The sequence below is a fragment of the Oryzomonas japonica genome (genome assembly GCF_008802365.1).
In the GTDB taxonomy this organism is placed as follows: Bacteria; Desulfobacterota; Desulfuromonadia; order Geobacterales; family Pseudopelobacteraceae; genus Oryzomonas; species Oryzomonas japonica.
In genome coordinates this window covers 271,284-285,570 of record NZ_VZQZ01000001.1, presented here as the reverse complement: position 1 = coordinate 285,570, position 14,287 = coordinate 271,284, and the positions used below count along the sequence as shown (strand labels likewise).

The 14,287-nt window shown below is 59.8% G+C and carries 11 protein-coding genes; 2 read left to right on the top strand and 9 right to left on the bottom strand.

Annotated elements, in window-relative coordinates:
• Window positions 1–110 precede the first annotated feature (110 nt).
• The gene (gene pruA, locus F6V25_RS01265) at window positions 111–3,125 is read right to left on the bottom strand and encodes an L-glutamate gamma-semialdehyde dehydrogenase (RefSeq protein ID WP_151126480.1); all 3,015 of its coding nucleotides are present in this window, start codon (window positions 3,123–3,125) and stop codon (window positions 111–113) included.
• 205 nt (window positions 3,126–3,330) lie between these two features.
• Between pruA and F6V25_RS01260 the strand changes: the two genes are divergently transcribed.
• Window positions 3,331–4,044, top strand: a complete 714-nt coding sequence (locus F6V25_RS01260; RefSeq protein ID WP_151126478.1) for a FadR/GntR family transcriptional regulator — start codon at window positions 3,331–3,333, stop codon at window positions 4,042–4,044.
• A 103-nt stretch (window positions 4,045–4,147) separates the two neighbouring features.
• Here F6V25_RS01260 and F6V25_RS01255 read toward each other — a convergent pair whose 3' ends face one another.
• The 6 genes from F6V25_RS01255 to F6V25_RS01230 form a co-directional block, all read right to left on the bottom strand.
• The gene (locus F6V25_RS01255; protein ID WP_151126475.1) at window positions 4,148–5,335 is read right to left on the bottom strand and encodes an ABC transporter substrate-binding protein; all 1,188 of its coding nucleotides are present in this window, start codon (window positions 5,333–5,335) and stop codon (window positions 4,148–4,150) included.
• 30 nt (window positions 5,336–5,365) lie between these two features.
• Window positions 5,366–5,644, bottom strand: a complete 279-nt coding sequence (locus F6V25_RS01250; RefSeq protein ID WP_149307509.1) for a hypothetical protein — start codon at window positions 5,642–5,644, stop codon at window positions 5,366–5,368.
• Between the two features lie 62 nt (window positions 5,645–5,706).
• Complete coding sequence (locus F6V25_RS01245) at window positions 5,707–7,110, bottom strand: hypothetical protein (RefSeq protein WP_151126472.1); 1,404 nt, start codon at window positions 7,108–7,110, stop codon at window positions 5,707–5,709.
• A gap of 70 nt (window positions 7,111–7,180) precedes the next feature.
• Entirely contained in the window at window positions 7,181–7,924 is a 744-nt protein-coding gene (locus F6V25_RS01240; RefSeq protein WP_275095125.1) for an amino acid ABC transporter ATP-binding protein, read from the bottom strand.
• A complete protein-coding gene (locus tag F6V25_RS01235; protein WP_151126467.1) occupies window positions 7,911–8,699 on the bottom strand; it encodes an amino acid ABC transporter permease in 789 nt (262 codons plus the stop codon). The genes F6V25_RS01240 and F6V25_RS01235 overlap by 14 nt, the downstream gene beginning before the upstream one ends.
• A gap of 51 nt (window positions 8,700–8,750) precedes the next feature.
• Window positions 8,751–9,494: a basic amino acid ABC transporter substrate-binding protein gene (locus F6V25_RS01230; RefSeq protein ID WP_151126464.1), complete on the bottom strand. Its 744-nt coding sequence runs from the start codon at window positions 9,492–9,494 to the stop codon at window positions 8,751–8,753.
• Window positions 9,495–9,731: 237 nt separating this feature from the next.
• Between F6V25_RS01230 and F6V25_RS01225 the strand changes: the two genes are divergently transcribed.
• Complete coding sequence (locus F6V25_RS01225; protein WP_151126461.1) at window positions 9,732–10,652, top strand: DMT family transporter; 921 nt, start codon at window positions 9,732–9,734, stop codon at window positions 10,650–10,652.
• A 6-nt stretch (window positions 10,653–10,658) separates the two neighbouring features.
• Here F6V25_RS01225 and trmFO read toward each other — a convergent pair whose 3' ends face one another.
• Both trmFO and topA read right to left on the bottom strand, forming a co-directional pair.
• Window positions 10,659–11,960 carry a methylenetetrahydrofolate--tRNA-(uracil(54)-C(5))-methyltransferase (FADH(2)-oxidizing) TrmFO gene (gene trmFO / locus F6V25_RS01220; RefSeq protein ID WP_151126458.1) on the bottom strand — a complete coding sequence of 434 codons (1,302 nt, stop codon included), beginning with the start codon at window positions 11,958–11,960 and terminating at the stop codon, window positions 10,659–10,661.
• Window positions 11,961–14,285 (bottom strand): type I DNA topoisomerase, encoded by a 2,325-nt coding sequence (gene topA, locus F6V25_RS01215; RefSeq protein ID WP_149307516.1) that lies wholly within the window; start codon window positions 14,283–14,285, stop codon window positions 11,961–11,963.
• Between the last annotated feature and the right edge of the window lie 2 nt (window positions 14,286–14,287).

Sequence of the window (14,287 nt, the reverse complement as noted above, 5' to 3'; positions counted from 1 at the left end):
CATAGTCGGGTCAGGCTGTGAATCGTGAAAGGTGAATGAAAGGCCGTTTACTTCTTCACGATTCACGATTCACGATTCACGATTCACGATTCACCATTCACACCTTATCCCTATTCAACCCAGTCGTCATCCGATTCTATGGGTGCAAACCCCCGGCGCATGGTATTTTCCGTCACCACCCTCGGGTCCATGAAGTGCAGCAGGTAGTCGGGGCCGCCCGACTTGGTGCCGACGCCCGACATGCGCGCCCCGCCGAAGGGCTGACGCTCCACCTGGGCCCCGGTGTTGTTGCGGTTGATGTACAGGTTGCCCACCCGGAAGTCGCGGCGTGCCTGGGCCAGATGCTCGGGGCTGCGGCTGAAGATGCCGCCGGTCAGGGCAAAGCGGGTCGAGTTGGCCCACTCCACGGCCTGGTCGAAATCCTTGGCGCGCATGACCGCCAGCACCGGGCCGAATACCTCTTCCTGGGCCAGTCGGTGCTGCGGGGTGATGCCGCCGACAATGGTCAGCGGCACCCAGTATCCCTCTCCTTGGGGGATCGGGCTTTCGTAGAGCAACTTCCCTTCCTGCTTGCCCAGGGCGGCATACTCGAGGATGCTCTTCTGAGCGGCGGCGTCGGCCACGGCCCCCATGGTGTTGACCGGGTCCTCGGAGGGACCGATCCGATAGGCCTGGGCAGCCTTTACCAGTCGTTCCGTGAACCTGTCGTAGACCGCATCCAGGACGATGACCCGCGAACAGGCCGAGCACTTCTGCCCCTGGAAGGCGAAAGCCGAGTAGAGTACGTGCGGCACGGCCTCGTCCAGGTCGGCGTCGTCGTCGATGATGATCGCGTTCTTGCCCCCCATTTCGGAGATGATCTTCTTGACGTTGGGCTGGCCCGGATAGACCTTGGCGGCCCGTTCGACGATGCGCAGGCCGACCTCCATGGAACCGGTGAAGGCGATGAGACTGATGTCCGGGTGATCCACCAGGAAGTCCCCCATCACACTGCCACGGCCGGGGACGTAGTTGAACACGCCGGCCGGCAGCCCGGCCTCCTTGAAGATCTCCATCAGGTGATGGCCGATGATGCCGGTGATGTTGGAAGGCTTGTAGATCACCGGATTGCCGGTCACGATGGCGGCGGACGCCATGCCCATGCTGATGGCCAGCGGAAAGTTCCACGGTGCTATGACCGCCGCCAGCCCCTTGGGCTCGTAGAAGTAGTGGTTCAGCTCACCGGGCGCGTTGCCGACCCGTTGGGGGGTTCCCAGACGAATCATCTCCCGTGCATAGTACTCCAGGAAGTCGATCGCCTCGCCCACGTCGGCATAGGCCTGGTCCCACTGTTTCCCGATCTCCAGCACCTGCCACGCCGACAGTTCGAAGGCGCGCCTGCGGGCGATCTCGGCCGCTTTGAGCAGGTACTGAGCCCGTTCGCGTGGCGGCGTGTCGCGCCAGGTCGGGAAGACGGCCTTGGCGGCGGCGATGGCCCTGGTCACCTCGGGGATGCCGGCCTGGCAGATCTGGCCCAGCACCTCCGACGGCTTGGCGGGGTTGACGGTCGGGATCAGGTCGGCGGTGGTCACCTCCTGGCCGCCGATGAAGAGCGGATAGGTCTTGCCAACGTTGGCGCGCACCTGGGCAAGGGCGGCGGGGAAGGCGGCGCGATGGTCGGCGCGGGTGAAATCCACCATGGGGTCGTTGACGAAGCGGGGAAGGCCGCCGGGCCCGGCCACCGCTTTCTTCGGCTTTGCGTCCCGTTCGCTCCGCTCGCGATCCGCAGTCTTGTCCGGGTCTTCCAGGAGGCGCTCGATCTGGGCATCTTCGGCAAAACTCTGGCGCAGGAAGGATTCATTGGCGGTATTTTCCAGCAGGCGCCGCACCAGGTATCCCATGCCCGGCACCATGTCGCCGTAGGGGCAGTAGAGGCGGATGCGCCCCGCGACCTTGAGGATGCCCTTGCGGACCGGTTCGGCCATGCCGTACAGCACCTGGAACTCGTAGCGCGACTCGGGCACGTGCAGCGCGTTGGCCATCTCCATGACGGCCGAGATGGTGCGGATGTTGTGGGAGGCGCAGGCGAAATGGCAGATCTGGTGGTTTTCCAGGATCAGGCGCGCCTGGCGTTCATAGGCGGCGTCGCTTTCGGCCTTGATCGTCCAGACCGGGATCGGCCAGCCCATCTGCTTGGCCTTGACCGTCTCGTAATCCCAGTAGGCGCCCTTGACCAGGCGGATCGATATCTGCGTATTCTGGGCCTTGGCCCAGGCCAGCATATTGGCCAGATCCTTGTCCGTATCCTTCAGGTAGGCCTGGAACACGATGCCGATGTGCGGATATTCCTTATATTCCATCTTCAGGCGGCGGAACACCTCCTGGGTGATCTCCTTGAAGCGGTAGGACTCCATGTCGATGCAGAGGAAACCTTCCATCTCCACGACCTTGGCGCAGATTCGGCGCATCTGGCGCAGGATCGCCTCCACCGACCCCTCGAAATCCTGGGGGTTGGCCAGGCAGAACAGGGCGGTCGGCTTGACGGCGATATTGACCTTGGGCGCGTGGCCCCAGTCCAGATTTCCATCTCCACCGTGGCCGGCCAGCCCCTTCCACCCCTTCTGTTCATTCTTGAGGGCGTCCAGCAACTCCAGGTAGGTCGTCACGTAGACCTCGGCCTCTTCCTCCGAGAGGGTGGCCTCGCCCAGCACGTCCACCACGGCGGCAAAACCGTCCTTACGCAGCTTTTCCATGTTCTTTATGGCTTCTTTGGTGTTTTCGCCCACGATGAACTGGCGGGCCATCTCCTGGATATTGGCCGAGATGAACTTGTTGAGCATCGCTCCACCCAGGGAACCGAGCATCCCGGCCATCTTGGCGCCGGTGGAGAGTACCGGCGGCATATCTTTCTCCTCGCCGAAATACTCGCGGATATGGTCGGTCAGGAGCTTGGAGGTCGTCAGGGAGGGAAAGGCGTCCACAAAGCGGAACATCTGGACCTTGAACTGCTCGTTCTGCATGCTCCAGTCCATGACCTTGCCCATCCAGGCCCCTTTGTTGAAGAGAGAGGGCTTTTCACCGGAGATGGTGGAGAAGAAATCCTTGCCGCGCGCTACGATCTTCGTGTTGAGCTCTGGATTCTGCATATGACTCTCCTTGTGCCACTGTGAATGTGATACGGAATCAGCTGCAAATGGTTTAACCATTAGTACGAAATTTTATTCCTGGTGTCAAGGGAACAAAACGGCAAATGACCAGGCTGCGCTTGTCTCTGGCCGGTAAAAATGGTAGTGTGGTTTAACCATTAGAGGCGGAAAACGAGTAAAAAACGCCTTGAGGAAGGATAGCAACATGTTCAAACATGTCAAACAGAGCCGTGCCTATCAGGATGTGGTCGAACAGATCCAGGACGGCATCATAGCGGGCACGCTCAAGCCGGGGAGTCAACTCCCGGCCGAACGGGATTTGAAGGAACAGTTCGGCGTCAGCCGGGGGACACTGCGCGAAGCGCTGCGGGTACTGGAGCAGAAGGGGCTGATCGAGATCCGGACCGGCGTGGCGGGTGGTTCCATCATCAGGGAGGTCAACAGCGAACAACTCAGCGAGAATTTGGGATTGTTGATTCGCAACCGGACGGTTTCCCTGCGCGACCTGGCCGAATTCCGCGAGGGGATGGAGGGTGGCGTGGCGGCCTTGGCGGCTCAGCGTGGGCAGGAACAGGACATGGCCCTGTTGAAGAAGCTGCTGACCGAGGCCGAGGAACATCTGAAAGAGGGACGCAAGGGGTGGGACGCCTTCATCCGTACCGACGAGATGCTTCACATGGCCCTGGCCCGCATGAGCGGCAACCAACTCTTCATCTCCGTCCTGGAAAGCGTCTATTACAACATCCACACCTACTACGAGAACTACCTGTCCCGGGGGAAGAAGATACTCCAGGAGAATTTCAACGATCTGCAGGCAATCGTGACCGCCGTAACGGAAAGGAATGAGGAGGCGGCAAGGGAATTGGCCCAGGGGCATGTACGGCGTTTCAACACCTACATGGAGGAGAAGGAGGCGTAACCTTTTTCCGCCCCCCCCCCCAAAAAAACAAACGCCGCGCGACCATAAAGGTCGCACGGCGTTTGCATTCGCGGAGGCACCCACGAAAGCGTTGCGATGCAACTTAATCCATCTTGACCGGGACCTTGGCCTTCAGGACATATTTGCCGCCTTTGACTTCCAGCAGGCAGAGCGGCGACTTGATCGGCTCGCGGTTGTTGCGGATGGTGATCGTGCCGGAAACGCCTTCGAAGTTTTTGATCTTGGCGATGGCATCCTTGAACACCTTCGGATCGTTGCTCTTGGCGGCGGTCATGGCAGAGGCGATAAGCTTGACCGCATCATACCCCTGGGCGTCGAACAGGCCCGGAAGGGCACCGTTGTTCTTGCCCTTGAAGGCTTCGATGAATTTGGCGGTCACCGGTGACGCCTGTTCGGGGGAGAACCCGACGTAGGACATGGCACCTTCCACCGCTGTGCCGCCCAGCTTGATGAACTCGGGCGAGAACAGGCCGTCGCCGCCGAATATGTTGACCTTGATCCCCTGCTTGCGGGCTTCCTTCATGAGCAGGGCGCCCTCGGTGTAGTAGCCGGAGTAGAAGAGGATGTCAGGTTTTTTGGCCTTGATGTTGGTCATCTGGCCGGAGAAGTCCTTGTCCCCGTCCTTGATCTTCTCGTCGGCCACGATCTCGATGCCGGCGCCTTTGGCGGAGTCACGGAAGAGCTGGGACATGCCGACGCTGTAATCGTTGTTGTCCGAGGTGAGCATGGCCACCTTCTTGAACTTGAGGTTCTTGGCGTAGTAATCCAGCAGGGCCGGGATCGCCACACTGTCCAGCAGCGTGTCGCGGAAGATGTAATCGCCGATCTCCACCACGCCCGGGCCGGTGGCGCCGGCCGAGAGCAGCACAACCTGGGCCTTCTGGGCAATCGGGGCGGCAACCTTGGTGATGCCGGTGGTCGGGTCGCCCACGATAGCCACAACATTGTCGCGGCTGATCAGTTTCTGGGTGACCGAGGCCCCTTCCTGCTTGTCGCCGCGGTCATCGGCTTCAACGATCTCGATCTTCTTGCCGTTGACGCCGCCGGCCGCATTGATCTCTTCGGCTGCCATCTTCATGCCGACCAGGGTCGGCGCGCCGAACATGGCGACGTCACCGGTCAGGGCGCCGAGAAAGCCGATCTTTACCGTGTCGCCGGCAGCCTTGGGAGCCGCATCAGGTTTTGCCTCTTCCTTTTTCTTGCAGCCGGCGGTTACAGACAGGGCCAGTACGCCGGCCAACAACAGGGCAGCACTCTTCTTGAAGTTCATGGTTTCCTCCCTTGGAGAGATAGTGTCTGGTTAGCGACCCGGCTTATCGAGGTTGTTCAGGATTTCGTCCGCTTCCTTCAGCTTCTGCTGCAGTTTTTTCAATTCCTCTGCGGAATAAACCTTCTTGCCCTTCTTGATCTCGGTGTTGATCTTCCTGATCCGCTGCTGGATGCTGTCCACCTGATCCTTGCATCCCTTGGAGGCCAGGAGGCACTCGTCTTTTTCACTGCTCTTCACATCGGCTGCAAACGCCGCGGTAGCGGCGGAGAGGGCAAAGGCGGTCAGTACGGCAATCAGAACTTTTTTCATGGGTCTGCTCCTTTTCTTTGGAATGAAGCAGGGGCGCAGAAGCGCCCCATGGATTTCAGAAATTAGAACGCGTACTTGAAGATGATCTTGGCATCATAGGGGTTGACCGGTGTCTCACCGTTCAGGGCAACTCCCTTGTAGTAATCGCCCAGGAACACGTAGGCGACACGGACACCGCCGGTAAGGTTTTCGAGCAGCTTGTAGTTGGCCTCGGCGTTGATCTCGGTGCCCAGGTAGTTGCTCTTGTGAGCTTTGCCGAACGCACCGTTATCCTTGGCCACAGCGGCAAAACCGGCATTGGCGGCGGTGGTCAGCCGGTCGGTGAGCGGCAGTTCATAGCCGATATAGCCGCCGATCTGGCCCTGGCCAAAGTTCCCGGCAGTGGCAATGATCGAATTGTCGGTGGTCATGGCGTTTTTATCGCGGCCCAGGATGACCATCTCGTTGTCATAGTAACCGTGCTCAGCAGTGCCAACATTATTGAACACTGCGTAGAAGGCGTTGCTGTGGCCGGTCGTGCCGGAATCACCGGATACATACAGGAACTCGGCATGGGCTTTACCAGAACCGACCTTGTACTTGGCACCGGCATTGAGGGCATAGGCGGTGGTGGCACGCGCGTTGACCGTGCCCACTTCCAGGATACCGAACCCGTTCAGGGTCAGCGGGCCGGCGGTGTACTCGGCGTTCAGGCCCAAGGTATGGAGCTTGACGTCCTGTTGGAAATCAATATTGGTGAGATCATTGCTATCGGTAGTAATAGCATTGTTTCTGAAGAAGTAGTAGGCAGCGCCCACCTTCAGGTCCTTGTTCACTTCATACTTGCCGTCCAGTACGAACAGGTCGTTGGTCAGGTGGCCCAATACGTTGTCTTTATTGTTGCCGGTGTCGTTGAAGCGGAAGAAGCCGATGGTGGGGGTGAATTTGTTGTAGCTGCTGGAGAAGGCGATGCCGGCCATGTCGGCGTCGAACATGATGCTTTTGAAGGAGTCGTTATAGGGCATCATGCCCAGCCTCATGTTGACGTCCTTGAAGATATTGGCATCCAGGTAGATGCTCTTGGTCTCGATGTTGGTCTGGTCTGCACCGATGGCCGCGCCGTGATTGCGATGCGTGCCGTAGGAGCTGTCGCCCCAATAGGCGTAGTCCAACTCAAATTGGGTGACCAGTTTCAGGTCGCTGCTGGCCTTGGCGGTGTAGCCGAGCCGGGCGCGCTGCTCGACGAAGTTGGCCGAGTATACATGTTTGGGCAGGCCGAAGGGGACGTACTGGGTATCGCCACCGTAGGTCGGCCCTACACCGGCATTAGCGGGGAAAGTGGTTGTGGCTGCTCCGTTGAAGTTGGAGTTGATGTACTGCGCCTGGAACATTCCGTGGAACTCGTTTTCCAGCGCCATTGCCGGAGTGGTCGCAGCGGCGGTCACGCCGAGAATGGCCAACGCTGCAAGGACATTACGTCTTTTCATGGTACTTCCTCCTTTGTGTGATGTTCTGCTGATTACATCCCCCCTTCAAAGGGAGTGCGCGTACTGCGCATTACAATATTTGGCTCAGAAACAGCTTGGCCCGTTCATGGTCGGGACTGGTGAAGAAATGCTCCGGCGTTCCTTCCTCCACGATTTGGCCATGGTCCATGAAAATGACCCGGTCGGCCACCTCGCGGGCAAAGCCCATCTCGTGGGTCACCACCACCATGGTCATCCCTTCCTGGGCCAGGTTCTTCATGACATCCAAGACCTCGCCGATCATCTCCGGGTCAAGGGCCGAGGTCGGTTCGTCGAACAGGATCGCCTTGGGGTTCATGGCTAGGGAGCGGGCAATGGCCACCCGTTGCTGCTGGCCGCCGGAGAGTTTGGCCGGATAGGCGGCGGCCTTCTCGGCGATGCCGACCTTCTTGAGCAGTTCCAGGGCAATCTGCTCCGCTTCCCGACGGTTGCGCTTGCGGACCACCGTCTGGGCCAGGGTCAGGTTCTCCAGCACGGTCTTGTGGGGAAAGAGGTTGAAGGACTGGAACACCATCCCGATCTCTTCCCGTACCTTGCAGATATCGACCTTCGGGTCGCTGACATCCATGCCGTCCACGATGATGGTGCCCCGGTCGATGGTCTCAAGACGGTTGATGGAGCGCAGGATGGTACTCTTGCCTGAACCGCTGGGGCCGATGATGACCACTTTTTCGCCGTCCCGGACGCTGAAGGAGACATTCTTCAGCGCCTGGAACGCCCCATAGAACTTGGAGACCTCGCGCGCCTCTATCATAAGTCGGCTATTTTCCTGCATTGAGCCGTTCCTCCATGATACCGATTAACTTGGAAAAAAACAGGGTCATGACCAAGTAGATCAGGGCGATAACCGTATAGGTTTCAAAATAGCTGAAGGTTTCCGAGGCATACTCCCGGCCGCGGCGCAGCAGGTCGGAGACTGCCAGGATGGAGACCAGGGAGGAGTCCTTGAGCAGGGCGATGAACTCATTGCCGATGGGGGGCAGCACCACCTTGAAGGCCTGGGGCAGAATGACCTGCCGCATGGCCTGGCCGCGGGACATGCCCAGGGACAGGGCCGCCTCCATCTGCCCCTTGGGTATGGACTGGATGCCGGCCCGGAAGACTTCGCCCATGTAGGCGCCGTAGCAGACCGCCATGGCGATGATGGCGCTCAGCATATCCGGGATTTTCACGAAACGGCCCAAGGCGTAATAGATGTAGAAGATCTGGACCAGAAGCGGGATGCCGCGAATCACCTCCACATACAGTGAAGCGGCGCCGTTGATGAACCGGTTGTCGGAGATTCTTCCCAGTCCGGTGATCAGGCCGATGCACGTGGCCAGCAGGATGGCCCCGAAGGTGACCTTGAAGGTGACCAGAATGCCGTCCGGGACGAATTTGAAGATCTCGTAATAAGGGTCAGACTTGCCAAAGGCAAGATACAGGGAGACGAAGATCGCGCCAAAAAAAGCGATGCGCCAGGCGGTAAACAACCCGGCGTCGTTCTTGTTGGGGATGGCGGCTCCGTCGCCGACATCTATGGGGGTATGGGATGTAGGATTTTTTGACATGGGCGTTGGGCAAGGGAAGGGGCGGCCGGGAAGCCGCCCCTTCTCAGCAAATTATTTCACCCACTTGGTGTGGATCTTGGTGTCCAGCTTCTTGGCCTTCACCGCCTTGATCCCCTTGTTGAGAAGGGCGACCAGGTCCTTGTTACCCTTTTTCACGACAATACCGTAGGCTTCCTTGGTGAAGGATTTGCCGACGATCTTGAATTTGTCCTTGTACTCTTTTTTCTGGAGGGCAAAGTGGGCGGCAACCGGCTCGTCGCACACCACGCCGAAGATGCGGCCGGCTGCCATGTCCTCGAAGGCCAGGCCGATCTCGTCATAGGTTTTGAGCTCGACGCCGGTGACCTTCTTGATCTCCATCGCACCTGTCGTGCCGATCTGGGCACCGACCTTCTTGCCCTTCAGGTCGGCAATGACCTTGGCGGTCTTGTTGGTTTTGGGGACGATCAGGATTTGGCCGATGCTGGTATACGGCTCGGTAAAATCATATTTTGCCTGGCGTTCTTTCGTGATGGTGACGGAAGAGATGATGGCGTCGTACTGGCCGGAATCAAGACCGGCAAAGATGCCGTCCCAGGCGGTGTTTTTGATCACGACCGCCACGCCAGCCTCTTTGGCGACAGCTTTCAAGAAGTCGATATCATAGCCGACGATCTGCTTGTTCGTGTCAACCATCTCCATCGGCGGCCAAGTGGCGTCGGTGGCGACCTTGATGCTCTTGGGGGCGGCAAATGCGGTGAGGGACAAAGCGGCCAGCAATGCCGCAGTTGCAGTAAACGTACGCAAAAATTTCATTGGATCCTCTCCTTTTTCATTAAACTGTAAACGATAATGGTAAGACCACGCTGTTCTTTTAGGGGATGTAACGCAGTATTGTCAACAAAAAAACACCGGTTCGCAACGTTTCGGAAACCATTTGCACGATGTCGCAGCTTTTTGCTTGCCCTCGCGGGCTCCTTCGTTTATGAAACATGTGGATATTACTATTTTTGATAAAAATAAATTATTCAGTGGATTCCGGAGTATCAGGCAATGAACCGATTCAAAGCAGCAGTGTTGCTGCTGACCACCACCTTTTTCTGGGGGGTGACCTTCACGGTCGTCAAGGAGGCCGTGGAAAGCGTCGATGTTTTCGTATTTCTGGCCCAGCGCTTCATCCTGGCCTTCGCCTTGATCCTGCCGGTCAGCATGATCAAGGGCAAGCGCCTGGACAGGGGGACCCTGCGCCAAGGGTGCCTGATGGGGGTATTCCTGTTCGGCTCCTATGCCTTCCAAACCGTCGCACTGCTCTACACCAGCGCCTCCAATACCGCCTTCCTGACCGGGTTGAACGTCGTCATGGTGCCGGTCATCTCGGCGCTCATGCTGCGCCAGCGTATTCCGAGGACCGTCAGGGTCGCCGTGATCCTTTCCGTTGCCGGCTTGTTCCTTCTGTGCGGCAACGGGACCTGGCACTTCACCACCGGCGACATTCTGGCCGCCATCTGCGCCCTCTGTGTCTCCCTGCACCTGATCTATACCGGCGAGTTTGCCCGCCAGAGCGACTACTACTGGCTGACCGCCATACAGTTGGGCATGGTGGCCCTCTTGAGTACCGCCGGCGCCGTTATCCGCGGCAAGCAGGTTTTTGTCTGGCACCCCCAACTTCTGGGGACCCTGATCGTCTGCTCACTGATCGCAACCGTGTTCGCCTTTCTGGTGCAGACGTCCATGCAGCGTTTCATCAGCCACACCAACACGGCTCTGATCTTCTGTACCGAACCGGTTTTTGCGGCCCTGTACGCCTGGTACGCGATCAACGAGCGGCTGGGCATCTATGGTTTGGCTGGGGCTCTGTTGATTCTAGGCGGGATGATTGTCTCCATCCTGCCGGAAGATTTGGGCAAGCTGGCAAAGGAGGGGAGCGCTGAAGCGGAGATCGGTGAACTGGATGAGTACCGGGCCGGAGAGTAGGGACGCCTACAAACCGGCGCGCCAATCCTCAAGCCTCTCCAGGGCGCGTTCCGCCAGTTTCTGACGCTTTTCCTTTTTCTTCACCCGCCCCGCAAGCTCGGGGAACAATCCGTAATTGACGTTCATGGGCTGGAAGTGACGCACGTCGGCGTTGGTGATGTGATGCACCAGCGCCCCCAGGGCCGTTTCGGCGGGGGGCACCGGCAGGGGGCGTCCCTGCTGGAGACATGCGGCGTTTATGCCCGCCAGGAAACCGCTGGCCGCCGATTCCACATACCCCTCCACCCCGGTGATCTGGCCGGCGAAGATGATGCGGGGGTCGCTTTTGAGCTGCTGGGTCTCCAGCAGCAGGGCCGGGGCATTGATGAAGGTATTGCGGTGCAGGGAGCCCAAACGGACGAACTCGGCCCGCTCCAGTCCCGGAATCATACGGAAGATGCGCCGCTGCTCCGGCCAGGTCAGCTTGGTCTGGAAGCCTACCAGATTGAACATGGTCCGTTCCCGGTTTTCGGCCCTGAGTTGGATCACGGCGTGGGGCTCGACGCCCGTGCGGGGGTCGCTCAACCCCACCGGCTTCATGGGCCCGAACCGGAGCGTTTCCACGCCCCGCTCCGCCATCTCCTCAACCGGCATGCACCCCTCGAAGTGGACGATCTTTTCGAAATCCCGCGGCGGAACCTTTTCCCCTCTGACCAGTTCATCCACGAACCGCAGGTACTCCGCCTCATTCATGGGGCAGTTGAGATAGTCGTCCCCGTCCCCCTTGCCGTAACGCGAGGCGGCGAAGATCGTGGTCATGTCGAGGGAGTCGGCGGCAACGATGGGGGCGATGGCGTCGTAGAAGTACAGCCGGTCCCCGGTCAAGCGGGCCAGCGGTTCCGCCAGGGCATCGCTGGTCAGGGGGCCTGAGGCGATGACCACGGTACCGGCGGCGGGCAGGTCGGTAACCTCGCCCCGCTCCAGCCGGATGAGGGGATGCGCAGCGATCTTCGCGGTGATATAGTCGGAGAAAAGTTGCCGATCCACGGCCAGGGCGCCGCCTGCCGGGACGCGGGTGGCTTCGGCCGCCTCCATGGTCAGGGAGCCGCAGCGCCGCAACTCCTCCTTGAGGAGCCCCACAGCGTTTTCAAGGGAGTCCCCCCGCAGGGAGTTGGAACAGACCAACTCCGCCAGGCCCGCCAGATGGTGGGCCGGGGAGAAGCGCTCGGGCTTCATTTCGTGAAGGACGACGGAAACGCCGCGCTGCGCCGCCTGCCACGCAGCTTCGCAACCTGCCAGGCCAGCTCCGATGATGGTAAGAGTTTCCAATTATTTCGCTTCCTTGCCGCCCTCTTTGAAGTCGCACCCTTCCTTGGGGCACTTGACGTACTCCCCCTCGCGCTTGCTGATCTTCTTCACCAGCAGCGGGAAACCGCACTTGGGGCATTTCCGTTCCACCGGCAGGTCCCACAGGGCAAACTTGCACTGGGGATAGCGGTTGCAGGAGTAGAACATCTTGCCGTAGCGGGATTTCTTTTCCGTCAACTCCCCTTCCTTGCACTCAGGACAGACCACGCCGGTGCCCCGGGGCTTGACCAGCGGCTGGATGTTCTTGCAGGCCGGATAGCCGGAGCAGGCCAGGTATTTGCCGTAGCGACCGTCCTTGATCAGCATCGGCTGGCCGCATTTTTCGCACTTCTCGTCGGACAGGACCGGCTCCGCCGACTCGGCACCTTTTTCCGCATCGATGTTGCGGGTGTATTTACACCCCTCCTGAAAGCCGGAACAGGCGATGAACTTGCCCCGCTTGCCCAGCTTGACCACCAACGGCTTGCCGCATTCGGGGCAGGCCTCGTCCATGGCTTCGGTGGTCAGGTCGGACTTGTTGACCTCCCCCTCCTTCTGCTTGAGCAGGGTGGAGAACGGCTCCCAGAACTCCTTCAGGAGCGGCTTCCACTGTTTTTCGCCCCGGGAGACCTGGTCCAGTTCCTCCTCCAGCCCGGCGGTGAAGTTGTAGTCCACGTAGCGCGCGAAATGGGCCGTCAGCAGGTCGTTCACCACCATGCCCACATCCTCGGGGAAGAAGCGTTTCTTGTCCAGGCGGGTATACTTGCGCTCCACCAGGGTGTTCATGATCGAGGCATAGGTGGATGGGCGGCCGATGCCGTACTCCTCCAGGGTCTTGACCAGGGTGGCCTCGGTGTAGCGCGGCGGCGGCTGGGTGAAATGCTGTTCCGGGATGATCTCGTGCTGTTTGAGGGAGACACCTTCAGCCATGGCGGGCAACAGCCCTTCCTTTTCCTCGTCCTGATCGTCCAGCCCCTCGATATAGAGCTTCATGAAGCCGGGAAACCGGATCACCGTGCCGCTGGCGCGCAGGCCGGCCTGCCGGGCTCCGCTGAACGGGCCGGCGGCGGGGGGCGCGGCAAGGTCCGCCGCAATGTCCACCGAGGTCTGATCCAAGAGCGCCTCGGCCATCTGGCAGGCCACGGTGCGTTTCCAGATCAGTTCGTACAGCTTGTGCAGATCGGGGGTCAGGAACTTCTTCAACTCGGCCGGGGTCTTGGAGATATAGGTCGGCCGGATGGCCTCATGGGCCTCCTGGGCGTTCTTGGTCTTGGTACGGTAGAGACGAGGCTTGGCCAGGGCGTATTCCGGGCCGTAGGCGGCGGAGATGACGTCGTGGGCCTCCAGAAGGGCCTGGTTGGAGAGGTTGACGCTGTCGGTACGCATATAGGTGATCAGACCGACCGTGCCCCCCTCTCCGATGTCGATCCCCTCGTAGAGCTTCTGGGCCGTGGACATGGTCTTCTTGGCCGAAAAGCCGAGCTTGCGGGAGGCCTCCTGCTGGAGGGTCGAGGTGGTGAACGGCGGTGCCGGGGTGCGTTTCTTCTCGGTCTTGGTGATCTTGTCGACCCGGTAGCTGCCCGACTGGAGGGCCGCTTTCAGGCCGGTCGCCACCTCTTCGCCGGGGATGTCGAACTTGCCCAGCTTCTTGCCGCCCACCGCCACGAGGCCGGCCTTGAACTCCTGCCCCGGTGCAACCCCCAGGCGGGCCGCAATGGTCCAGTATTCCTGCTCGACAAAGGCCTGGATCTCCTTTTCCCGTTCGCAGACCAGACGCAGGGCCACCGATTGCACCCTGCCGGCCGAAAGGCCGTAACGGATCTTCTTCCACAGGAAGGGGGAAAGGTTGAAACCGACCAGGTAATCCAGCACCGAACGGGCCTGCTGGGCGTCCACCAGTTCGGCGGCAATGGCGCGGGGATGTTCCACGGCATGGATGATGGCATCCTTGGTGATCTCGTGGAACACGACACGCTGGATCTCGATGCCCGGATTCTTCTTTTTGTCCAGCCCCAGGGCAGCCAGCAGATGCCAGGAAATGGCCTCCCCTTCGCGGTCGGGGTCAGTTGCGAGAAGCAGTCGGTCGGATTCCTTGAGGGCCTTTTTGATGGCGTCGAGGTGCTTCTTGCTCTCGGGCAGCACATGATATTTGGGTTCGAAATCGTTCCCGATATCCACCGAGCCCTGTTTGCTGGGCAGGGCCCGTACATGGCCGAAAGAGGCCAAGACCTTGTAATCCTTGCCCAGGAACTTCTCTATGGTCTTCGCCTTGGCGGGCGATTCTACGATAACGAGATTCTGCGACATGA

Coding starts and splice junctions, on each gene's coding strand:
- pruA (WP_151126480.1), bottom strand. CDS start 3,125: ATGCAGAATCCAGAGCTCAACACGAAGATCGTAGCGCGCGGCAAGGAT.
- F6V25_RS01260 (WP_151126478.1), top strand. CDS start 3,331: ATGTTCAAACATGTCAAACAGAGCCGTGCCTATCAGGATGTGGTCGAA.
- F6V25_RS01255 (WP_151126475.1), bottom strand. CDS start 5,335: ATGAACTTCAAGAAGAGTGCTGCCCTGTTGTTGGCCGGCGTACTGGCC.
- F6V25_RS01250 (WP_149307509.1), bottom strand. CDS start 5,644: ATGAAAAAAGTTCTGATTGCCGTACTGACCGCCTTTGCCCTCTCCGCC.
- F6V25_RS01245 (WP_151126472.1), bottom strand. CDS start 7,110: ATGAAAAGACGTAATGTCCTTGCAGCGTTGGCCATTCTCGGCGTGACC.
- F6V25_RS01240 (WP_275095125.1), bottom strand. CDS start 7,924: ATGCAGGAAAATAGCCGACTTATGATAGAGGCGCGCGAGGTCTCCAAG.
- F6V25_RS01235 (WP_151126467.1), bottom strand. CDS start 8,699: ATGTCAAAAAATCCTACATCCCATACCCCCATAGATGTCGGCGACGGA.
- F6V25_RS01230 (WP_151126464.1), bottom strand. CDS start 9,494: ATGAAATTTTTGCGTACGTTTACTGCAACTGCGGCATTGCTGGCCGCT.
- F6V25_RS01225 (WP_151126461.1), top strand. CDS start 9,732: ATGAACCGATTCAAAGCAGCAGTGTTGCTGCTGACCACCACCTTTTTC.
- topA (WP_149307516.1), bottom strand. CDS start 14,285: ATGTCGCAGAATCTCGTTATCGTAGAATCGCCCGCCAAGGCGAAGACC.